Source organism: Kitasatospora sp. NPDC058190 (genome assembly GCF_042883685.1).
In the GTDB taxonomy this organism is placed as follows: domain Bacteria; phylum Actinomycetota; class Actinomycetes; order Streptomycetales; family Streptomycetaceae; genus Kitasatospora.
This window is the reverse complement of the sequence record NZ_JBHVVI010000001.1, coordinates 56,263-76,333: the sequence shown is the minus strand read 5'-3', so window position 1 is coordinate 76,333 and position 20,071 is coordinate 56,263. Positions and strand designations below refer to the sequence as shown.

General features: G+C 73.3%; 17 protein-coding genes and 2 tRNA genes. 10 read left to right on the top strand and 9 right to left on the bottom strand.

Annotated features, from left to right (window positions below):
• Positions 1-391 precede the first annotated feature (391 nt).
• From ACFVWU_RS00330 to ACFVWU_RS00300, 7 genes are all read left to right on the top strand, one after another.
• The gene (locus tag ACFVWU_RS00330; RefSeq protein ID WP_380608816.1) at positions 392-709 is read left to right on the top strand and encodes an Lsr2 family protein; all 318 of its coding nucleotides are present in this window, start codon (positions 392-394) and stop codon (positions 707-709) included.
• A gap of 142 nt (positions 710-851) precedes the next feature.
• Positions 852-924: transfer RNA gene (locus tag ACFVWU_RS00325), tRNA-Gly, on the top strand.
• Positions 925-964: 40 nt separating this feature from the next.
• Positions 965-1,040: transfer RNA gene (locus tag ACFVWU_RS00320), tRNA-Gly, on the top strand.
• 169 nt (positions 1,041-1,209) lie between these two features.
• Positions 1,210-2,220 carry an ABC transporter ATP-binding protein gene (locus tag ACFVWU_RS00315; RefSeq protein WP_387613393.1) on the top strand — a complete coding sequence of 337 codons (1,011 nt, stop codon included), beginning with the start codon at positions 1,210-1,212 and terminating at the stop codon, positions 2,218-2,220.
• The gene (locus ACFVWU_RS00310) at positions 2,217-3,053 is read left to right on the top strand and encodes an ABC transporter permease (RefSeq protein ID WP_387613390.1); all 837 of its coding nucleotides are present in this window, start codon (positions 2,217-2,219) and stop codon (positions 3,051-3,053) included. Before ACFVWU_RS00315 ends, ACFVWU_RS00310 begins: the two co-directional genes overlap by 4 nt.
• A gap of 93 nt (positions 3,054-3,146) precedes the next feature.
• Positions 3,147-4,379: a sensor histidine kinase gene (locus ACFVWU_RS00305; RefSeq protein ID WP_387613387.1), complete on the top strand. Its 1,233-nt coding sequence runs from the start codon at positions 3,147-3,149 to the stop codon at positions 4,377-4,379.
• A gap of 13 nt (positions 4,380-4,392) precedes the next feature.
• Entirely contained in the window at positions 4,393-5,016 is a 624-nt protein-coding gene (locus ACFVWU_RS00300; RefSeq protein ID WP_387613384.1) for a response regulator, read from the top strand.
• A gap of 25 nt (positions 5,017-5,041) precedes the next feature.
• Here the strand turns inward: ACFVWU_RS00300 and ACFVWU_RS00295 are convergent, their stop codons facing one another.
• The 4 genes from ACFVWU_RS00295 to purD form a co-directional block, all read right to left on the bottom strand.
• Positions 5,042-5,941 carry a phosphoribosylaminoimidazolesuccinocarboxamide synthase gene (locus tag ACFVWU_RS00295; protein ID WP_387613382.1) on the bottom strand — a complete coding sequence of 300 codons (900 nt, stop codon included), beginning with the start codon at positions 5,939-5,941 and terminating at the stop codon, positions 5,042-5,044.
• A gap of 89 nt (positions 5,942-6,030) precedes the next feature.
• Complete coding sequence (locus tag ACFVWU_RS00290; protein ID WP_387613379.1) at positions 6,031-7,569, bottom strand: N,N-dimethylformamidase beta subunit family domain-containing protein; 1,539 nt, start codon at positions 7,567-7,569, stop codon at positions 6,031-6,033.
• 295 nt (positions 7,570-7,864) lie between these two features.
• A complete protein-coding gene (locus ACFVWU_RS00285) occupies positions 7,865-9,448 on the bottom strand; it encodes a hypothetical protein (RefSeq protein WP_387613377.1) in 1,584 nt (527 codons plus the stop codon).
• 631 nt (positions 9,449-10,079) lie between these two features.
• Positions 10,080-11,327, bottom strand: coding sequence for a phosphoribosylamine--glycine ligase (gene purD / locus ACFVWU_RS00280; RefSeq protein WP_387613374.1), 1,248 nt, complete (start codon positions 11,325-11,327; stop codon positions 10,080-10,082).
• Between the two features lie 367 nt (positions 11,328-11,694).
• Between purD and ACFVWU_RS00275 the strand changes: the two genes are divergently transcribed.
• The gene (locus ACFVWU_RS00275) at positions 11,695-12,480 is read left to right on the top strand and encodes an SLATT domain-containing protein (RefSeq protein WP_387613371.1); all 786 of its coding nucleotides are present in this window, start codon (positions 11,695-11,697) and stop codon (positions 12,478-12,480) included.
• A gap of 73 nt (positions 12,481-12,553) precedes the next feature.
• Here ACFVWU_RS00275 and ACFVWU_RS00270 read toward each other — a convergent pair whose 3' ends face one another.
• From ACFVWU_RS00270 to ACFVWU_RS00260, 3 genes are all read right to left on the bottom strand, one after another.
• Positions 12,554-13,201, bottom strand: a complete 648-nt coding sequence (locus ACFVWU_RS00270) for a hypothetical protein (RefSeq protein ID WP_387613368.1) — start codon at positions 13,199-13,201, stop codon at positions 12,554-12,556.
• A gap of 116 nt (positions 13,202-13,317) precedes the next feature.
• Positions 13,318-14,325 (bottom strand): GntR family transcriptional regulator, encoded by a 1,008-nt coding sequence (locus tag ACFVWU_RS00265; protein WP_387613366.1) that lies wholly within the window; start codon positions 14,323-14,325, stop codon positions 13,318-13,320.
• Positions 14,326-14,463: 138 nt separating this feature from the next.
• Positions 14,464-15,261: a carbon-nitrogen family hydrolase gene (locus ACFVWU_RS00260; RefSeq protein ID WP_387613363.1), complete on the bottom strand. Its 798-nt coding sequence runs from the start codon at positions 15,259-15,261 to the stop codon at positions 14,464-14,466.
• A gap of 173 nt (positions 15,262-15,434) precedes the next feature.
• Here ACFVWU_RS00260 and ACFVWU_RS00255 point away from each other — a divergent pair, with 173 nt between their 5' ends.
• Entirely contained in the window at positions 15,435-16,256 is an 822-nt protein-coding gene (locus ACFVWU_RS00255; RefSeq protein ID WP_387613361.1) for a maleylpyruvate isomerase family mycothiol-dependent enzyme, read from the top strand.
• Between the two features lie 158 nt (positions 16,257-16,414).
• The gene (locus ACFVWU_RS00250; protein ID WP_387613359.1) at positions 16,415-17,242 is read left to right on the top strand and encodes a Bro-N domain-containing protein; all 828 of its coding nucleotides are present in this window, start codon (positions 16,415-16,417) and stop codon (positions 17,240-17,242) included.
• Between the two features lie 70 nt (positions 17,243-17,312).
• Here the strand turns inward: ACFVWU_RS00250 and ACFVWU_RS00245 are convergent, their stop codons facing one another.
• Both ACFVWU_RS00245 and ACFVWU_RS00240 read right to left on the bottom strand, forming a co-directional pair.
• Entirely contained in the window at positions 17,313-18,650 is a 1,338-nt protein-coding gene (locus ACFVWU_RS00245) for a nitrate/nitrite transporter (RefSeq protein ID WP_387613357.1), read from the bottom strand.
• Between the two features lie 59 nt (positions 18,651-18,709).
• On the bottom strand, positions 18,710-19,942 hold the full coding sequence (locus tag ACFVWU_RS00240) for a M64 family metallopeptidase (protein ID WP_387613354.1): 1,233 nt from the start codon (positions 19,940-19,942) through the stop codon (positions 18,710-18,712).
• Positions 19,943-20,071: the final 129 nt, after the last annotated feature.

Genomic DNA, 20,071 nt, shown 5'->3' with positions numbered 1-20,071 from the left:
GGAGGGTGACGCGCGTAGACCCAGGACCCTTACGCCACAAGGGATCCGGACCCCCGGCCCCCCGCCCGGACCGCTCCGTTTCCGGCGATTCACACCCCCGAGCGTGAACGCCCGAAGAACACCCGAATACGGCACTTGGGGACAGATCGGCCCGTCCCGCGCATCGGTATCCGGGAGGCCCGCGAAGATTCGTGAATATCCGGAAAAGAATGCCGAACTCTTCGATTTCGACCCCCTTCGGGTGCAGAATAGGGCCACCTGTCGCGGCAAGTGCTGCGTATCCGGCGGGCCACCAGGCCTGCCCGTGTGCGCTTGCGCGAGTTGGTGCACATCAGGCCACGGGACGTACCCCGCGAACCGGCGGCCGAATTGCCCGAGAGGATTGACACCCATGGCTCAGCGTGTAGTTGTCACGCTCTCCGACGACCTGGACGGCGGCGCCGCCGCGGAAACCGTCCACTTCGGCGTCGACGGGAAGTCGTACGAGATCGACCTGTCGCTGGACAACGCGGAAAAGCTGCGGGAGGCCCTCGCCCCGTTCGTCGCCGCGGGCCGCCGTCAGAGCCGCACCGGAAAGTCCTTCCGGCGCACCGCGCTCACCCCGGACCCGGCCGCCGTGCGCGCCTGGGCCCTGTCCCGCGGCATGGAACTCCCGGCCCGCGGCCGGATCCCCAAGCACGTGTACGAGGCGTTCGCCGAGGCGAACTGACCCTCCCGGGGCGCAGCCCCTGGTCGCCCTGCCCGCCCGGACCGAAAGGGTGGGGCGACCACCCCGAACGATGCTGTAGAGTATTCCTCGTCGCCGCAACGGAGAGATCCGAAGAGGCGGCGGGTGCCCCACCAGGCACCATGCGGACGTGGCTCAGTTGGTAGAGCATCACCTTGCCAAGGTGAGGGTCGCGAGTTCGAATCTCGTCGTCCGCTCGCAGTGCGCGAGCACAGCACAACTCAATAGTTCAATCCTGCGGACGTGGCTCAGTTGGTAGAGCATCACCTTGCCAAGGTGAGGGTCGCGAGTTCGAATCTCGTCGTCCGCTCCAGAACGAAGGCCCCCTCGATCGAGGGGGCCTTCGGCATTCCCGCTTCCCCTGACCGCGGTCCGCCGCCGCTCCTCCCATGACATTTGTCATCGCCGACCCGTGGATTCGCACCGCCGACTCATGACGGCGCGCACTGCCCGCGCGACCGGGGCGGCGGAAGGCTGGAGGCATGGAAACGAGCCAGCCCTCCCGCCCCGGCGACAGCGTGATCGAGGTCACCGACCTGCACCGCCGCTACGGCACCGGCGCCACCGAGTACCACGCCGTCCGCGGCGTCGACCTGACCGTCGGCCGCGGCGAGCTGTTCGCCCTGCTCGGGACCAACGGGGCCGGCAAGACCTCCACCATGGAGGTCATCGAGGGCATGGCCGCTCCCACCCGCGGCACCGTCCGGGTGCTCGGCCGCGACCCCTTCGCCGAGCGCGCCGCCGTCCGCCCGCGGATCGGCATCATGCTCCAGGAGGGCGGCTTCCCCGGCGAACTCACCGCCGCCGAGACCGGCCGCACCTGGGCCGGGATGACCAGCGGCGCCCGTCCGGTCGCGGAGGCGCTGGAGCTGGTCGGCCTCGGCCACCGCGCCGACGTCCGGGTCAAGCAGCTGTCCGGCGGTGAACGGCGCCGGCTGGACCTCGCGATGGCCCTGCTCGGCCGCCCCGAGGTGCTGTTCCTGGACGAGCCCAGCACCGGCCTCGACCCGGAGGCGCGCGCCGCCGTCTGGCGGCTGGTCCGCGAACTGCGCGCCCAGGGCACCACGGTGCTGCTCACCACCCACTATCTGGAGGAGGCCGAGGAGCTCGCCGACCGGCTGGCCATCATGCACGGCGGCCAGGTCGTCACCACCGGCACCGTCGCCGAGGTGATCGCCGGCCGGCCCTCCCGGATCACCTTCGAGCTCCCCGAGTTCACCGGGACCGCGCTGCCCGTCCTGGCCGGGGCCGAGGTCGCCGTCGACGGCCGCAAGGTCACCGTGCAGACCGCCCGCCTCCAGGACACCCTCACCGACCTGCTCGGCTGGGCCCGGCACCACTCGATCGCGCTCGGCGCCCTGGACGCCCGCAGCGCCTCGCTGGAGGAGGCCTTCCTCGCGATCGCCTCCGAGGCCGCCCACCAGGCCCCGCCGCAGGCCCCCGCCGCCTCCGCCCGTCCCGCCCGCCGCCGCCTGATCGGATCCGCCCGATGACCACCGCCGCTCCCACCGACACCCGCGCCACCGGTCCGCAGAGCACCACGGCCGGCCGGCTGCTCGCCCTCGGCCGCGCCGAGGCCACCCTGCTGCTGCGCAACCGGACGGCGCTGTTCACCGCCCTGGTGCTGCCGGTGGTGCTGATCAGCACCCTGCAGGGGACGCTCAAGAAGCAGTCCGAGAGCACCCCCGGGCTGGACGTCCACTCGCTGCTGGTCTACGGCTCGGTCGGGATGGTCCTGGCCTTCGTCGTGTACTACAACCTGACCGCCGCATACGTCGGCCGGCGCGGCGAGCTGGTGCTCAAGCGGCTGCGCACCGGCGAGGCCAAGGACCTGGAGATCCTGCTCGGCACGGCCGTCCCCTCGCTCACCCTCGGTCTGCTGATGGCCGCCCTGATCGGGGTCGGCGGCAGCCTCGGCCTGCACCTGGCCGTGCCGGTCAACCCGGTGCTGATGCTGGTCGGCCTGGTGATGCTGCTGGCCACCATGATCGCCCTGGCCGCGCTGTCCAGCGCCTTCACCAAGACCGTGGAGAGCGCGGGCATCACCACTCTGCCGGTCATGCTGGTCATGCAGCTCGGCTCCGGCCTGTTCGTCCCGCTGGAGGTCATGCCCTCGCAACTGGCCGACGTCTGCCGCCTGCTGCCGACCACCCCGGCCTTCCAGCTGATCCGGGTCGGCTGGTTCGGCACCGACGGCTCCGCCGCCGCGACCGACTTCCTCGGCAGCTGGGGCGCCGCCGCCCCGCACCTGGTCACCGGCGCCGTCTGGCTCGGCCTGGCGGTCTGGGGCGCGGTCCGCTACTTCCGCTGGGAGCCGCGCCGCTGACCAGCGCGGCTAACGGAAACCGAAGGATCCGCCCCCGTTCCACCTCTGATATGAAGGCAGCAACACGATCGTGATCAGACGGGGAGCACATCGATGGTCCGGGGGCCGATCCGCCGCTGGAAGGGCTACGGCAAGCCGCAGCGCGCCGAGCTGTACTTCCGGTGGTCGCTGTACCTGGTGGCGTGGTTCATGCTGCCGATAAACCTGCTGTCCAGCGCCTCCGCCGTGAAGGTCCAGGGCGTGACCACCGCCGCCCAGGTCGCCCTGGTCCTGTCGCTCGCCTCCATCCTGGTCACCCTCAGGGCGTACCGCACCTCGCTCGACCACTACCTGGGGCGGCCCAGCCCGTACCGGCGCTGGCTGATCGTCAACGCCGTCCTGACCGTGGCCGGTTCCTGGACCGTCCTCCTGCTCGGCCCGTCCTCCGACGGGCTGTCGCCCTACCCGGGCCCGCCGTTCACCACGGTGATCGCCGCCGCCCTGGTCGGAGCCGCCGCGGGCCCCACGGGGGTGGGCCTGCGGTGGCGGTGGGCCCTCCTCGCCGGAATCGGTCTGCCGCTGGTGATCGCCCCGGCGATGCTGCTGGCCGGAATCAGCTTCGCCACCACCTTCGGATGGGTCTGCGGAGCGGTCTTCGGCACCCTCGTGCTGACCGGCAGCTGCCGCAGCTTCGCCTGGGTGACCGCGATCGTCTGGGAGCTGGACGCCGCCCGCGAGGCACAGTCCCGGCTCGCCGTCGCCGAGGAGCGGCTGCGGTTCTCCCGTGACCTGCACGACGTGATGGGCCGCAACCTCACCACCATCGCGCTGAAGAGCGAGCTCGCCGTCCAGCTCGCCCGGCGCGGGCGTCCGGAGGCCGCCGACCAGATGTCCGAGGTGCAGAAGATCGCCCAGGAGTCGCAGCGCGAGGTCCGGGACGTCATCCGCGGCTACCGCACCGCCGACCTGCACGCCGAGGCGATCGGTGCCCGTGCGGTGCTGCGCTCCGCCGACATCGCCTGCGAGATCGACCTGGGCGAGAACGCCGACGGGCTGCCGCTGCCGGTGCAGTCGGTGCTCGGCTGGGTGATCCGCGAGGCCACCACCAACGTGCTGCGGCACAGCGAGGCCGCCCACTGCCTGATCCGGCTGCGGCGGGAGGACGGCCGGGCGGTGCTGGAGCTGGAGAACGACGGGGTGCCCGAGGTCCCGGTGCCGTCCCAGGGCGCCGGCACCGGACTGCGCGGCCTGCGCGAGCGGCTCGCCGCCCACGACGGCGAGTTGACCGTCCCGACGGCCGCGCCGGGCACCTTCCGGATGCTCGCCGCCGTACCGCTGCCATGCTGAGAGAGGCTGCCCGATGACCGAGAACACCGCGCCCGTCCGCGTCCTGCTCGCCGACGACGAGCACCTGATCCGCGGCGCGCTGGCCGCGCTGCTCTCGCTGGAGGACGACATCGAGGTGGTCGCCCAGGCCGGCTCCGGCCCGGAGGCGCTGGCGATGGCCGCGGCCCACCGGCCCGACATCGCGGTGCTGGACCTCCAGATGCCCGGCAAGGACGGCATCGAGACGGCCACCGAGCTGCGCCGGCTGCTGCCGGACTGCCGCTGCATGATCGTCACCGGCCACGGCCGGCCGGGCTATCTGAAGCGGGCGCTGGAGGTCGGGGTGCGCGGCTTCCTGCCGAAGACCGTCTCGGCGGCCGACCTGGCCGGCATCATCCGCACCGTGCGCTCCGGCGGACGGTACGTGGACCCGGAGCTGGCGGCGGACGCGATCAGCGCCGGGGAGACCCCGCTGACCCCGCGCGAGACGGACGTCCTGGAGCTGGCCGCGGACGGCACCCCGATCGCGGAGATCGCCGAACGGGCCGCGCTCTCCCAGGGCACCGTGCGCAACTACCTGTCCTCGGCGGCCACCAAGCTGGGCGCGGAGAACCGGCACGCGGCGGTGCGGATCGCCCGCGAGCACGGCTGGATCTAGTGCTCGCGGGCGTCACCGCCGCGGATCAGACCCAGCTGGTGCCGGTCAGCCGCTCGTACACCTCGATGTACCTGGCCCGGGTCTGCTCGACCACCTCGGCCGGCAGCTCCGGCGGCGGCTGCTCGCTGTAGCGGTCCCAGCCGGAGGCCGGGGAGACCAGCCAGTCGCGGATCAGCTGCTTGTCGAAGGACGACTGCGAGCGGCCCGGCTGGTACTCGTCGGCCGGCCAGTAGCGGGAGGAGTCCGGGGTGAGCACCTCGTCGCCGATCACCAGTTCGCCGTCCAGCAGGCCGAACTCGAACTTGGTGTCGGCCAGGATGATGCCGCGCTCGCGGGCGATGTCCCGGGCCCGGGCGTAGATGTCCAGGGTGGTGCGGCGCAGCCGGCTGGCCAGCTCGGCGCCGATCCGGCGGGCGGTCTCCTCGTAGGAGACGTTCTCGTCGTGCTCGCCGACCTCGGCCTTGAGCGCCGGGGTGTAGATCGGGGCGGGCAGCTCGGAGCTGTTCTCCAGGCCCTCCGGCAGGGCGATGCCGCAGACCGTACGGCTCTCGTTGTACTCGGTCAGGCCGGAGCCGGCCAGGTAGCCGCGGGCGACCGCCTCGACCGGGATCATCTCCAGGCTCTTGCAGACCAGCGTGCGGCCCTTCCAGTCGGCCGGGGCGCCGACCGGGATCTCGGTGGAGATCACGTGGTTGGGGACGATGTCGGTGATCCGCTCGAACCACCACAGCGAGAGCTGGGTGAGGATGCGCCCCTTGTCCGGGATCTCGTTCGGCAGCACCCAGTCGTGGGCGGACATCCGGTCGCTGGCGACCATCACCAGCTCGCCCGACTCGGTGCGGTACAGGTCGCGCACCTTGCCGGTGTGCAGGTGGACCAGGCCGGGTACCTGGACGGGCTCGGGCTTGGTGACAAATCCGCTCAAGGTGTTCAGTCCTCAGGGGTCGTTCACGGGCGTGGGGCACCGCGAAAGGGGAGGTCACTGCCCCCGCAGTCTTTCACGACCGCTGAACGTCAGTTCTTGCAGAGCCGGTCCAGCAGGTTGGCGGTGGCCCGCTGGATCCGTTCGTCGGTCAGTCCCGGGCGGCCCAGCGCGGGCGACCAGGCGAAGGTGCCGGCCGCGAAGACGTACGCGCCGCTGGGTGCCCGGTACAGCGAGGTCTCCTGGTAGCGGGTGCGGCCGGACAGGTCCTGGTACGGGGAGTGCGCCAGCAGCACCCGCTCGGTGTGCTCGGGCAGCGCCACCTTGGGGTAGTACCGGTCGGCCTCCCCCGCGACCAGGCCTGGCAGCTCGTCGCCCTCCTGCAGCCCGGTGCCGTCCCAGAGCCAGTGCGCGGTGTGCCGGGCGACCAGCGGGACGGGCGCGGCGACCCGGCCCGAGTACTGCACACCGAGCAGGTGCTGCTCGGGCGCGCCGGCGTCCCGCCACAGCGCGCTGGCCGCGCCGGGCACCCCGGCGGCCGAGCTGCCCGGCGCGACCTTCTGCCGCTTGCGGCAGTTGAGCAGCCGGTTCGGCTCGCCGGAGGCGGCGGCGGTCAGCTCGACCCGCCAGTACATGGTGTTGGCGGACAGGAAGACCAGCGAGGTGCCGCCGTCCCGGGCCCGTTCGGCGGCCCGGCGCATCGGCTCGGACCAGTACTCGTCGTGGCCGGGGAAGACCAGCGCCCGGTGGTCGGCCGGGTCCACCAGACCGGCGTGCAGGTCGGTGGCGGTGGCGTAGGAGAGGTCGTAGCCGTAGCGCTCGGCCCAACGGATGAAGTCGTACGCGTGGCCGACGTGCAGCGGCAGCCCGGCGGTGGCGTGCGGGCGGTCGAAGGAGACGGTGACGGCCGCCTCCGGCTCGCCGACCAGGCCGCCCCGGCCGTCCCAGGCGTGGTAGAGGCTGGCGCCGGTGCGGCCGTCCTCGGGGAACAGGTTGTACGCCTGCCAGGTCACGTCCGGGAGCACCAGGAGCAGTTCGGCCTTGCGCCCCTGGTCCGCGAAGTCCCGCACGGTGAAGGGGACGTGGCTGCGGTGCAGCATGTCCGCGGTGGTCAGCACGGCGACGTACGCGCCGGGCTTCCAGTGCGCCGGGATCTGCAGCCGCCAGGAGTGCCACCAGTGGTGGCAGGAGACCGTCCGCTCGACCACCAACGGGGCCGGCTGGGCGAGGCCGGCCACCAGTGGGCTGTCGATCATGTGACGGGCGCCGTCGCCGCCGTAGTGGCCGATCCGGTAGACGCTCACGGTGAAGTCACGGGGCGGGTTGACGGTGACCCGGAAGTCCACCGAACCGCCGGGACGGACCACCCCGGCCGAGGCGAAGCCCTTGATCTGCTGGTCCACGTCGTTGGAGCTCTGCGGGGTGCCGACCGGCGGCTTGGTCCGCACGCCGGCCGACAGCGGCTGCTGGCCGGGCGCGTCCACCGAGACGTACCAGGGCACGGCGCCCTCCGCCCCCGCCAGGTACTGGTCGGGGCTGCGCAGCCACGGCAGCGGGCCCTGGCCGAAGGGGTCGGAGACGCTGTAAGCGTGCGTTCCCGACTCCCAGCGGCGGTTGAGTTCGGTCCCCACGCGCCCCTCCCAGGTGCACTTCCGTCCGGCTGGCACGTGCCCCCCGGATGTGCGTGCGGTCTAATACACCACACAGTTCTGGCGCTGCGTCACCCCACGGTAGCAATTGGTGTCGGGAATCTCGCGAGCCGTCCGGACAGGGCCTCCGGCCTGCGGAGACGGCCGGAGGCGGGGCCCGACGGGGGCGCGTGCCGGGGCGCCGAGCGCCGTCTGCGGCCGCTGGGGCGGCAGAGGCGTGTCGGGCCGTTCGCGCCCGGTGGGAACGGTCAGCCGCGCCTTGACGGTCAGACACGCCCTAGAGGCGTACGGGTTTCTCCAGGCGGACCTCGGCGGTGTCCAGCCAGGCGCGCAGCGGTCCGTCCTGGCCCTGCTCGACGGCCTGGGCGACCGGGCCGGCCAGGTCGGTGCGGCGGACCCCGCCGAGCAGCAGCACCGGGCCGTCCAGCCAGTCCAGACCGGGGGCGCCGCCGGCGGTGTCCACGGCCGCGCAGCAGACCATCGCGGTGACGTGGTCGACCAGCAGGTCACGTCCGGTGCGGTCGGGTTCGAGCAGCGGGGCCGGGGCGGTGGTGCGGGCGAGCTGGGCGGCGAGCGCGGCGGCCAGCCGTTCACCGTCGCCCTCGGCGAGCCGGACCAGCAGCCGGGTGAGGGTCGGGGCGCCGGGACGGGACTGCGGGGCGAGTCGGTCCAGGGCGGACTGCAGGGCGGCGGCGCGGGCCCGCCAGTCGGCGTCCACCACGTCGGCCGGGTAGTCGGCCCACTCCAGCTCGTCCCAGGCGCCGGCCGGCGGGCGGCCGAAGAACAGCTCGGCCGCGAGCCGGGACACCGCCCGGTCCACCGTGCCGGGCTCCTCCAGCAGGTCGCAGGCGGGGCGGTCGCCGAGCCGGTTGCCGTAGCCGTCGGCCAGCCGGTCGCGGCGGGACAGCTCCGTGAGCGCGGCGGCCACTCCGGCGTTGAGGTGCGCGGGGTGGCGGCCGAGCCGCCAGGCGGGCAGCGCGACCCGGGTGAGCAGCCGGTCCCAGCCGGCGTAGGCCAGGCCCACCTGCTCCTGGGCGGCGATCCGCAGGCCGTAGTCGACCGTCCGGGCCTGCTCGGAGGCCCAGCTCGCGACGGAGCGCTCCAGCTCGGCGGAGTGGCCGCGACAGGCGCCGAGCATGCGGCGGGTGATCCGTCGGGTGATCCGGTCGGCGAGCGCGGCCGGGCCGCGGCGGGGCGGCCGGGGCGGGGCGGCCAGGGTGCCGCCGCCGAGCCCGGGGGCCGCGCCCGCGCCGGAGTCCACGCAGGCGTCCAGACTGCGCAGGAAGCGGCGGGCGGCGGCGATCTCCGGGTCGGCGGAGGCGGCGGTGCCGGCCACCACGGGGGCCAGCAGGGCGCGCAGCTCGCCGGCCCGCATCCACCACAGGAACGGCGAGCCGATCACCAGCACCGGCGCGGGCGACGCGGGGTGCGGCCGCAGCGGTCCGGGCCGCCGCACCGGCGGGAGGTCCTCCAGCCAGCTGTCGCAGTCCGGGGTGAGGGCGATGGCGGAGGGCGCGGGCACGTCCAGCCGGTCGGCCAGTTCGCCGATCAGCCGGTACAGCTCGGGGGCCTCGGCTCGGGCGACCGGGACGGCCGGGATCTGCGGCGGGACGGCCCGGCGGTAGGCGCAGGCGGTCAGCCCGGCCACCAGCAGGGTCAGCGCGGCGACCGCGCCGAAGGCCCAGCGGGCGGCGTCCCAGCCGGCGGCGTCCGGAGCACCGGGCGCGCCGATCCGGCCGGTGAACCGGCCCGCGAGCAGGACCACCGTGACGGCGGCGGGCACGACGGCGGCGGCCAGGGCCAGGCCTCGGACCCGCAGGACCGCCTGGGCGTGAGCGCGCGTGGTGTCGACTGCGGCCATACGGTGCGGCACCCCCTTCGGAGCCCTCGGGCGCCCGGATCCGGGCCCTGAGCCGACTCGAAATGATCAGTTCCGACCGGGAAGCGGAGGCGTCCGATCCCCGGCAGTGCAGGCTGTGTGGCGCTACTGACATTTTCGACGCCCCGGTCCGGGCGGGCGTTCCGGAACGACCCGGTTTCCACTCGTCCCGGTGACGCCGCCCGGATTCCGGACGCCTGCGACCGGTCCGGTGCGAAGCACCCGGGCGACCGCCCGGCCGGACGCCGTCCAGCATCCCCCCGCGGGCGCGCCGCTACCCGGCGGCGACCCCGGCGCACGGCCCCGTCGCACTGCGATCCAGCGCACCATAAGGCCGAGCGCGCGGTTACGTCAGCTGGATGCGGTTGCTGTCACCCGATGGGCTGGAATCCGGCCGCCGAACGGTGCGTCGGCCCCCGGAACCGCTCCGGCCCGGGAAACGCCGAGGGCGCTGCGCCCTGCGGGTTGTTCCCCCTCTCTCCGGGCTCGCTCGCGACCTTACGGCTCGCTCGCGACCTTACGGCTCGTGCGCGGCCCTTCGGCTCGCTCGCCCCTGACGAGCGCGGCCCCCGTGCGAGCGATTCGCACGGGGGCCGCAAGGGGTGCCACTGCTTCAGGCGGTGGCCGCCTTGAGCGCGATGTCGGTGCGGTGCTGCCCGCCCTTGAGGGAGATCCGGTCCACGGCGGCGTACGCGCGGTCGCGCGCCTCGGCCAGGTCGGCGCCGGTCGCGGTGACCGACAGGACGCGGCCGCCGGCACTCAGCACCCGGCCGTCCTCGTCCGCCTTCGTGCCGGCGTGCAGCACGAACGCGGTGCCGTCGGCCTCGGCCTCGGCCAGGCCCTCGATCGGGTCGCCGGTGCGCGGCGCGGCCGGGTAGCCCTCGGAGGCAATCACCACGGTGACGGCGGCGCCCTCGTCCCAGCGCAGCGGCTCCAGCTGGTCCAGGGCGCCGGTGGCGGAGGCCAGCAGGACGCCGGCCAGCGGGGTGCGCAGCCGGGCCAACACGACCTGGGTCTCCGGGTCGCCGAAGCGGGCGTTGAACTCGATCACCCGGGTGCCGCGCGAGGTGAGCGCCAGGCCCGCGTACAGCAGGCCGGAGAACTCGGTGCCGCGGCGGCGCAGCTCGTCCACGGTCGGCTGCAGGACGGTGTCCAGGACCTCCTCGACCAGGCCGTCCGGCGCCCACGGCAGCGGCGAGTAGGCGCCCATGCCGCCGGTGTTGGGGCCCTCGTCGCCGTCCAGCGCGCGCTTGAAGTCCTGCGCGGGCTGCAGCGGCAGCACGGTGGTGCCGTCGGTGATCGCGAACAGCGAGACCTCGGGGCCGTCCAGGTACTCCTCGATGACCACGCGCTCGCAGGCGGCGGCGTGCGCCAGCGCGGCCTCGCGGTCGGAGGTGACCACGACGCCCTTGCCGGCGGCCAGGCCGTCGTCCTTGACCACGTACGGCGCGCCGAAGGCGTCCAGCGCCGCGGCGGCCTCCTCGGGGGTGGTGCAGACGTAGGAGCGGGCGGTGGGCACCCCGGCCCCGGCCATCACGTCCTTGGCGAAGGCCTTCGAGCCCTCCAGCTGCGCTGCCGCGCCGGAGGGGCCGAACACCGGGATGCCGGCCGCGCGCACGGCGTCGGCGACGCCGGCCACCAGCGGGGCCTCGGGGCCGACCACGACCAGGTCGGTGCCCAGTCGCACGGCCAGTTCGGCGACCTGGGCGCCGTCCAGCTGGTCGACCGGGTGGACCGTCGCGACGCCGGCGATCCCGGCGTTGCCCGGGGCGCAGTGCAACTCGGTCACGGAGGGATCTTGGGACAGGGAGCGGCACAGGGCGTGTTCGCGGGCGCCGCCGCCGATGACGAGGACCTTCACGCCAGGCAGCGTAGTCGGTGGCCCGTTCCGGCCGCTCTCCGGTCCCGTCGGATCCTCCAGGAGAAGAGCTCCGTACGCCGACGACGTCGGAGGAACCTCCAGGCCCGGAGGGTCCGGATGCGCGGCGGGTGTCCGGGTCAGGACGGCGGGTCACCGGCGCCTCGCTCGGACGGGTGAAATCTCGCCGACCCCCGCAACCCGCTCACCTCGGGTTCCGGTGGCCGAAACCGGTAACGATCACCGTGGAAGCGCCCCCACGGTCAGCCATTTGGCGGTAAGAAGTGCTGTTGGACAACCACCGGCAGACGCCACGTCAGCCGATGCGCCGCCAGACCAAGCCGCCCGCCCGCCACAGGGAGCCCCACAGGTGAGCCAGCCGGAAATGCAGCCCGAGGAGAGTGCCTGGGGCAAGGAGATCGGTGAGGAGGACCCGCCCGCCGCCGCCGTCGCCCGGCGGGCCTCCACCCGCCGCCGGACCGATCTGAGCACCCGACAGTTCCCGCTCGGGGACTGGGGCGAGCCCGCCGAGCGGCTGGAGGAGCTCTACCGCTGGTCCGAGGAGCGGGCGGTCGAGGCGATCGAGTGGTACCGCCGGGACCGGGTCTGGAAGCGCCGCTGGGCCCGCCTGCTGCGCTTCGGCACGGCCGGCTTCGCGGTCGGCGGGGTGACCGCCCCGCTGGTGGACCTGACCGGCGAGCTCTCGCACGGCGCCGGCTGGGGCTACGTGGGCTTCGCGCTCGCCGCCGCCTGCTACGGCGCCGACCGGGCCTTCGGCCTCACCTCCGGCTGGATGCGGGACGTCTCCACCGCCCAGGCGCTGCAACGCCGTCTGGAGGCCTTCCAGTTCGACTGGGCGTCGGAGTGCGTGCGCGAGGTGCTCGGCCCGACCGAGGGCACCGCGGGCGAGGCCGCCGAGCGCTGCCTGGGCGTGCTGCGGCGGTTCTGCGAGGACGTCTCGGACATGGTCCGCACCGAGACCTCGGAGTGGATGCTGGAGTTCCGCGCCTCGATGACCCAGCTGCCCACCCAGGCCCCCGGGACCTGGGGCGGGCGCACCGAGCCCGGGGTGGGCGCCCAGGTGCGGGTGCTGCCGCCGCCGGGGACCAGGCCCACCATGCCGCGCCAGCGGCCGCCGGAGGGGCCGCTGCGGTAGGGCGCGCCCCTGGACGTGTCCGACGGTTCCCGCCGGGCACGCGGATCGACGGACGCGCCCCGGCGGGACGGCGCTACGCGAAGACGATCATCGAGCCCTGGGCGAGGCTCCGGGTCGCCGCCGCGTACAGGCCCGACCAGGCGTGGCGCTCGCGGGCGAAGGGGTGCACGTCGTCGATCGGCGGCCCGAACGGCTGCTCCAGGCCGGTCGGGCCGAGCGGCCTGGTCGGGTCCGGCGGGTTGAGCGGGTCGATGCCCAGCGCCGGTGCCACGGCCTGCAGTTCGCGCAGCAGCCCGTGGCTGGAGCCGAGCGGGCCGCCGCCGGCGAGCAGCGCGTCGTCCACCAGCGGGGTCGGGAACTCGATCGGCACGTACGCGCCGGCGTGGTCGAAGTGCCAGACCAGGTGCGACTGTTCGGCGCTGCTCTCGAACATCTCCAACAGCTGCTCGTAGTCGCCGCCGAGCGCGTCGACCGGGGTGATGTCCAGACCGGTGAGGCCCAGCAGGTAGGCGCGGCGCAGGAAGTGCAGCGAGTCGTAGTCGAAGGCGGCTATCGGCTCGACCGCTCCGCTCAGCCCGGGGACGTACTGGTAGACCGGCACCTGGGGCAGCCCGCGGGAGGTCAGCACCGCGTTGTAGAGCGCGAGGTCGTCCCGGAAGGGGTTGTCGGGGCTGTGGCTCAGCACGTCCACCAGCGGGACGAGCCAGAGGTCGCAGGCCATGGCCGGCAGTTCCTCTCCGGACGGCGGGGATCGCCCGCGGGGCGGGGCGACGACGGGGGGCGGAGTCGGTACCCGGACGGCCCTTGCCAGGGCACCGGGTTCGACGCCCGCCCACCCTACCGGCCCGGCGCGGCGTGCGGATCGGGCCGTCCCTGCGGAGCCCCGGCCGGCGGCTCGGCCAGCCGCCGGCCGAACCGCCCGTGCGGCACCCAGCGCGGCTGCGGCACCAGGCCGAGGCCCAGGCCCAGTTCACGGCCCAGTTCCCGGCCGACCTCCCCGCCCTGCCGGGGCCGCCCGGCCCGGGCCGTCCCGGGCTCCGCGGCGGGCTCCGCCGGGAGCGGCGGCGAGGGCACCGGCGGCTCGACCGGTACCGGCAGCGGCTCCGCCCCGGCGGCCTCGGTGAGCAGCCCGAGCACCGTCACCGACTCCAGCGGGCGCCCGGCCAGCCCGGCCAGCAGCCGGACGGTGAACAGGTTGTACTCGCAGATGATCCGGTGCGCGGCTGCGAGGTCGTGGGCCCCGATCGCCTCGACCAGGTCCAGGTGGCGGTCCCAGCAGACCCCGCCCAGGGCGGGCATCTCCCGCAGGTAGGGCGCGGCGAACATCCAGGACTGCACCCGCAGCCAGTCCAGGTAGTCCCCGATCCGCCGGTTGCCGAGCAGAGCGGAGACCTCCTGCCAGAACCGCCGGTCGCAGCCCACCATCACGTCCAGGTTCCCGGCCCGGGCGGCCCGGACCGCCGCGTCGGCCCGGCGGCTCAGCGAGGGCAGCCGGGTGAGGTCGGGCAGCGCCCGGCGGGTGGAGAACTGACGGAAGAAGCTGTCGGTGAGCAGGACCCTGGACTCGAAGATCTCCAGGAAGTCCTCCCAGCACAGCTCCGGCACCGTGAAGCCGCGGTGGTGCTCGGCCCGCAGCAGCCCCTGGGCGCCGAGGTCGACCAGCGCCTCGCGAGCCGGGGTTGCGGAGACGCCGTACAGCTCGGCGATCTCCTTGACGGTGAAGTTGCGGCCGGCCGCCAGCCGGCCGGCCATCATCTCCTCGCGCAGCGCGCCGGCGATCTGCTCGCGCAGGCTGTTGCGGTGGATGACGGGACGGGGGGTGTCGCTTGCGCCGTTGCCGGACATGCGCGCGACCTCCTCGGGCAGGCCGCCAGGCCGACCCGCGACGGACCGGCCGACCAGCGGCAGGGAACACGACGAGTGCTCATCTTCTCAAACCGGCCCGGAGCAGGTACGAACCAACCCTCCGGAACGCCCCGGGCCCTACCGCTGGACGGGCGCCGGGATGCCGAGCAGGCGGTCCCGCAGCACCGGGAACTCCTCACGCGCCTTGCCCACCTCGGCCGGGTCGAAGTCGACGGTCAGCACCTGCTCGTCGTCCCCGGCCTCGGCCAGCACCCGGCCCCACGGGTCCACCACGATGCTGTGCCCGGCCTGCTCGACCCCGGCGTGCGTCCCGGCGGTGTTGCAGGCCAGCACGAAGGCCTGCTCCTCCACCGCCCGCGCCCGGGCCAGCAGCGTCCAGTGCTCGCGCCGCCGGGCCGGCCAGGCGGCCGGGACCACCAGCAACTGCGCGCCGGCGTCCAGCAGCGCCCGGAACAGCTCCGGGAAGCGCAGGTCGTAGCAGGTGGCCAGGCCGAGGGTGGCGAAGTCGGTGGGCGCGGTGACGATCTCCTGCCCGGCGCCCATCACCACCGCCTCGCCGCTGTCGAAGCCGAAGCGGTGGATCTTGCGGTAGGTGTGCACCAGCTCGCCGTCCGGGGCGAACAGCATCGAGGTGTTGTAGATCGGCCCGTCCGGGTCGCGTTCGACGATCGAACCGGCGTGCAGCCAGACCCCGGCGGCCCGGGCGGCCGCCGCCATCGCGTCCGAGGTGGGCCCGTCCAGGGTCTCGGCGCCCTCCGACCAGAGGTCGTAGGCGAAGCCGCCGAGCGGCCACAGCTCCGGCAGCACCACCAGGTCGGCGTCCGCCTGCGCCCGTACCAGCGCCGCGGCGCGGGCCCGTCGCTCGGCGGGCGGCTCGGCGTCGGAGACCCCGAGTTGGATCAATGAAGCGCGCACAGTACCACCGTCCACGGCAAGAGTCCTACGATCGTCACCCGAAAGCGCTGCCCAGCTGTCTCCCGGCAGCGTAACGTGCGGTTAGCGTGAGCGCCCGGAAGCCGGACCATCCCGGCCGGCCGCGATGACCGGGCGCGGACCGTAGGAAAGCTGACGGAGGGCCGGAGATTCCCGTGACGGACAACCAGACCGTGCAGGCTTACACCGAGGCGTGGACGCACAGTATCGAGTCCATATCGGAGCTGGTCGCCCCCCTCCCCGAGGGATCCTGGAACCGGGCGACGGAGTGCCCCGGCTGGTCGGTCCGGGACATCGTGTCGCACGTGATCGCGGTCGAGTCCGAGCTGCTCGGCGATCCCCGTCCGATCCACTCGCTGCCGCGTGATCTTCGCCACGTGACCACCGAGTTCGCCCGCTACATCGAGCTGCCGGTCGACAAGCGCCGCTGCCACACGGCGCTGGAGATGACCAGCGAGCTGGAGTACACGATCATCCGCCGCTCCCGCGCGCTGCGGAACGCCAAGCAGGCGCCCGACGAGCCGGTGCGCTGGTCGGCCGGCCCGCTCGCCGGGAACGTCCCGTACCACGAGCTGCTGCGGATGCGGGCGTTCGACGTCTGGGTGCACGAGCAGGACCTGCGCCGGGCCCTGGAGACCCCCGGCAACCTGGCCTCCCCGGGCGCGCTGATCACCCGGGACTTCCTGCTGGAGCGGCTGCCCAAGGCCGTCGCCCACAACGCCGGCGCCCCGGCCGGGACGGCCCTGGTGGTGGACGTCACCGGCCCGGTGGAGTTCCTGCGCACCGTCCGGGTGGACGCCGCCGGGCGCGGCACCGTGGACGAGTCGATCGGCCTGGCCCCCGACGTCCAGCTCACCATGGACTGGGAGACCTATCTGCGGCTCGCCTGCGGCCGGGGCCGACCGGGCCCGGTGAGCGTCGAGGGCGACAAGGAGCTGGCCGAGCGGGTGCTCGCCAACTTCGCCGTCACCATCTGACGCCTGCGGCGCGCACCACCCGGCGTACACGTACCAACGCACGCCGGGTCGGCACCACTCGTGCATCCATGCGTCAACCCAGCACCAATCACCTCACCTGTTTGGCCTCGTTGTTCCGGGCAGTCCAACCATCACCCGGAAGAAGGAGGAGCGTCCCCATGGACGACGGACAGGAACAGCAGGAACAGATGGTGCTGGTGCGGTCGAGCTTCCCGGTCACGGGGCAGCCGATCAGGGTCGTGATGATCGACGGGGAGCCGTGGTTCGTCACGGCGGACGTGTGTCGGGTGCTGGGCCGAGGAAATCCAACCGACACCGTCAAGGTGCTGGACTCTGACCAGCACCGCATCGTCGACCTTCGATCGGTAACCCTTGTTCGGAACAAGGGTTACCGCGTTTCCGCAGGTCAGAAAGCCTATCGGCGGGGGAATCCCCTACTCGGCGTCGTAAGCGAGGCCGGGCTGTATGGCCTCCTCATGAGGTCGGACAAGAACGCAGCCCGGCCGTTCCGAAATTGGGTGACCGGGGAACTGCTGCCCTCCATTCGCCGAGGGGACACCGACATCCCGACCCAGCAACAACGGATGGCGGAGACCCTGGCCGAGGCGATCGGGCAGCAGGTGCGGATCGTCGCGGAGATCGACCACGAGGACTGGCCGGGTCTGACCGTCCACTCGGACGGAACGGTCCACTGCCGACACGGGGAGATGGTCCTCCACCTGCCGAGTCGAGAGGAGGACAGCGGGCCACCGTTCGGCGCGTACTTCGCGTGCCCCGGCGGGGAGCGGGTCGGGATCCGGGGCAGCCGGGTCGTTCCGGGCTGCCCGAAGCTGAAGCTGGTGGACTTGATCCGTCTGCGTCGCTCAGCGCAGCCTCGGCCCAACCGAGTACCGGGTCAAGGAGCGTTGATCGTGGAGATGCACGGCGCCCGGATCTACGGAACGGCGCCACAGATCGCTGAGCTCATGCGTGAATACGGCGGCTGACCCACCTCCGCCGGTGACGGATTACCCTAACTTCAAGTTAGGGTAATCGCGTTTCCGCAGGTCAGAAACCCTACGATCCCGTCGCCATAACCCTCCGCCGCAGCCGCAGGATCATCGCCGTCCCCACCGCCAGCGGCACGTACTGCCAGCAGAACGCCCAGCGGAAGGCGGTGGCCGAGTAGGTCTCGGCGCCGTCCGGGGAGAGCGCGTCCAGCAGCACGCCGATGCCGAACAGGGTGATCATCGTGCCGATGAAGCCGCCCATGTTGACGATGCCGGAGGCGGTGCCGAGCCGCTCGACCGGGTTGCGGGAGCGCGCGTAGTCGAGGCCGACCAGTGAGGCCGGGCCGTTGCTGCCCATCACCAGGATGATCCCGACCAGCAGCCACATCGGCGGGTGGCCGCCGGGCCAGGCCAGCACCAGCGCCCAGCCGAGCGCGGTGGTGGCGATGACGGTGAGCACGATGGGCATGCGGGCCCGCGCCGAGCGGGAGAGCAGCCGGCCGAAGACGAAGCCGCAGGTCATGTTGGAGAGCACCAGCAGGGTCAGCAGCCCGCCGGCCGCGGTCCGGGACATGCCCTGCGCCTCGACCAGGTAGGGCATGCCCCAGAGCAGGCCGAAGGCGTTGCCGGGGAACTGGGTGGTGAAGTGGATCCACAGGCCCAGCCGGGTGCCCGGCTCCCGCCAGCAGTCCAGGACCTGCCGTCGGACCTTCGGGCGGGCAGCCGGCGGGTCGACCGGTCGTACGACCGCCGGTGCGTCCTTGAGGAACAGCGCGACCAGCGCGAACACCGCCACGCCGAGCAGCGCGATCGCGGCGAAGGTGGGAGTCCAGCCCTCGCTGTGCAGCGCCTGGGCCAGCACCACCGTGGTGACCAGGTTGCCGCCCATCCCGGCCAGGCCGGTCAGCTGGGCGACGAACGGGTTCTTGGCCGCCGGGAACCAGCGGGCGGCGATCCGCAGCACGCTGATGAAGGTCATCGCGTCGCCACAGCCGAGCACCGCCCGGGAGGCCAGCGCCGGGGCGAAGGAGGAACTGAACGCGAAGGCCAGCTGGCCGGTGCTCAGCAGCAGCACGCCGAGCAGCAGCACCCGGCGCGGCCCGAACCGGTCGACCAGCAGCCCGACCGGGACCTGCATGGCCGCGTAGACCAGCACCTGGAGGATCGAGAAGGTGGACAGCGCCGAGGCGCCGATGCCGAAGCGCTCGGCGGCGTCCAGTCCGGCCACGCCGAGGCTGGTGCGGTGGATGACGGCCAGGATGTAGACACTGACGCCGATGGACCAGGCCAGCCAGGCCGCGCGGCCGCCGGGCGGCGAGGGCGCGGTGGCGGTCGGGGGCTCGACGGTGGGTCGGGGAGCGGGGACGGACAGGGACGGGGCTGAACGAGCTGGCTCCACGGTCATAGTTCGTCCAGATTAGTCATCCCATGATTGGACGCCCAGCCTGGGGTGAGGGCGGGCCCTCAGCCGGTCACCGTCCAGGACACCGACCTGGTCATATAGCGGTCCCGGAAGGCCTCGTCCCGCACCCACTCCGTGGTGTCCCGGACGGTCGCGGTGACGGTGGCCGTCCGGCCCGGGGCCAGGTCCAGTTGCGCGGTGTCCAGCGAGCCGCCGTCCGGGGCCTGCGGCGTCACCGGGACCCCGTCCACCTTCCACTCCACCGTCAACTGCCGGGTGCCGGTCAGCGGCAGCGGCCGGACGTCCAGCCGGGGGCGCCCGGTCACCTCGCCGGGCGGCGGCGAGGGGGCGTCGGTCGGCCGGACCTTGCGGTACACCTCCTCGATGATCGCCTCGCGCGAGGGCAGGTTGTAGGTGCTGCCCAGGGTGCGCATCACCGAGTCGGGGGTGGGCCGGTAGAGGCCGTTGGCACCGCGGTACGCCCCGACGGTCCCGGCGCCGTCCGGGGAGTCGACGCCCAGCCAGCGCCACCACTTGGTCTGCTTCTTGCGCATGTCGTCGGCGTTGAGGGTGGAGAGGTTCGGGTAGTCGGCGTCCTCCGGGGCGCTGTCGTACTCGTCCCCGAGGTCCCCCACGGTGTGCCCGATCTCGTGCTGGATGATCCGCCCGGAGTCCGGGCTGCCCCCGGCCAGGGTGGTCACCCCGGTGCCCCCGGCACCGCCGTACTCGGCGGAGTTGGCCAGCGCTATCAGGTACTGCGGCCCGGCGCCGTCCCCGGCGTACCGGGCGGTGGCGGACTCGTCGGCGCAGAGCAGCCGGGCGGTCCCCTCGCACCAGAAGTGCATCCCGAGCGGGGTGGCGGGGTTGCGGCCGCGGCTCTCGGTCTCGGCTATCCCGGAGACCGGGGAGACCACCTCGACCCGCCTTATGTTGAAGAACCCCTGGTAGGTGCGGAACGGCTCGATGTCCATCAGCGCGTGCCAGGCCTTGTCGGCCTGCTGCCGGAACAGCTCCTGTTCGTCGCCCGTGTAGCCGTCACCGAGCAGGACCAGGGTGATCCGGTTGGCCGGGTCCCCGGTGCGGCGTATGTCGAAGGTCGGGGCGGCCGCGGGTATTCGCTGGTCGGCGTGGTGCGAGGTGTGCGGCGGCACCGCCCGGTCGGCCGGGGCGCCCGCCCCGATCACGCCGAACGGCGAGGGGCCGACCGCCTCCAGTGTGGCGGGGAGTACGGCGGTGGACGCCAGCACGAACGCGGCCAGACTTCGGACGAGACGGCCTGGGGTGCCAGAAGGCATACGGGTTCGTCCTCGGGGCTCCGGTCACCCGGCGTCGCCCGGGTGGTGGAGCGGAGACGTACCCGGACCGGTGTGTCGCCCCAACCGGCCGACGAAAATGTCACCGACCTGGCCGAACGATTCCTATCG

Coding starts and splice junctions, on each gene's coding strand:
- ACFVWU_RS00270 (WP_387613368.1), bottom strand. CDS start 13,201: ATGGCCTGCGACCTCTGGCTCGTCCCGCTGGTGGACGTGCTGAGCCAC.
- ACFVWU_RS00285 (WP_387613377.1), bottom strand. CDS start 9,448: ATGGCCGCAGTCGACACCACGCGCGCTCACGCCCAGGCGGTCCTGCGG.
- ACFVWU_RS00310 (WP_387613390.1), top strand. CDS start 2,217: ATGACCACCGCCGCTCCCACCGACACCCGCGCCACCGGTCCGCAGAGC.
- ACFVWU_RS00250 (WP_387613359.1), top strand. CDS start 16,415: ATGGACGACGGACAGGAACAGCAGGAACAGATGGTGCTGGTGCGGTCG.
- ACFVWU_RS00240 (WP_387613354.1), bottom strand. CDS start 19,942: ATGCCTTCTGGCACCCCAGGCCGTCTCGTCCGAAGTCTGGCCGCGTTC.
- ACFVWU_RS00300 (WP_387613384.1), top strand. CDS start 4,393: ATGACCGAGAACACCGCGCCCGTCCGCGTCCTGCTCGCCGACGACGAG.
- ACFVWU_RS00330 (WP_380608816.1), top strand. CDS start 392: ATGGCTCAGCGTGTAGTTGTCACGCTCTCCGACGACCTGGACGGCGGC.
- ACFVWU_RS00245 (WP_387613357.1), bottom strand. CDS start 18,650: ATGACCGTGGAGCCAGCTCGTTCAGCCCCGTCCCTGTCCGTCCCCGCT.
- ACFVWU_RS00265 (WP_387613366.1), bottom strand. CDS start 14,325: ATGTCCGGCAACGGCGCAAGCGACACCCCCCGTCCCGTCATCCACCGC.
- ACFVWU_RS00315 (WP_387613393.1), top strand. CDS start 1,210: ATGGAAACGAGCCAGCCCTCCCGCCCCGGCGACAGCGTGATCGAGGTC.
- ACFVWU_RS00305 (WP_387613387.1), top strand. CDS start 3,147: ATGGTCCGGGGGCCGATCCGCCGCTGGAAGGGCTACGGCAAGCCGCAG.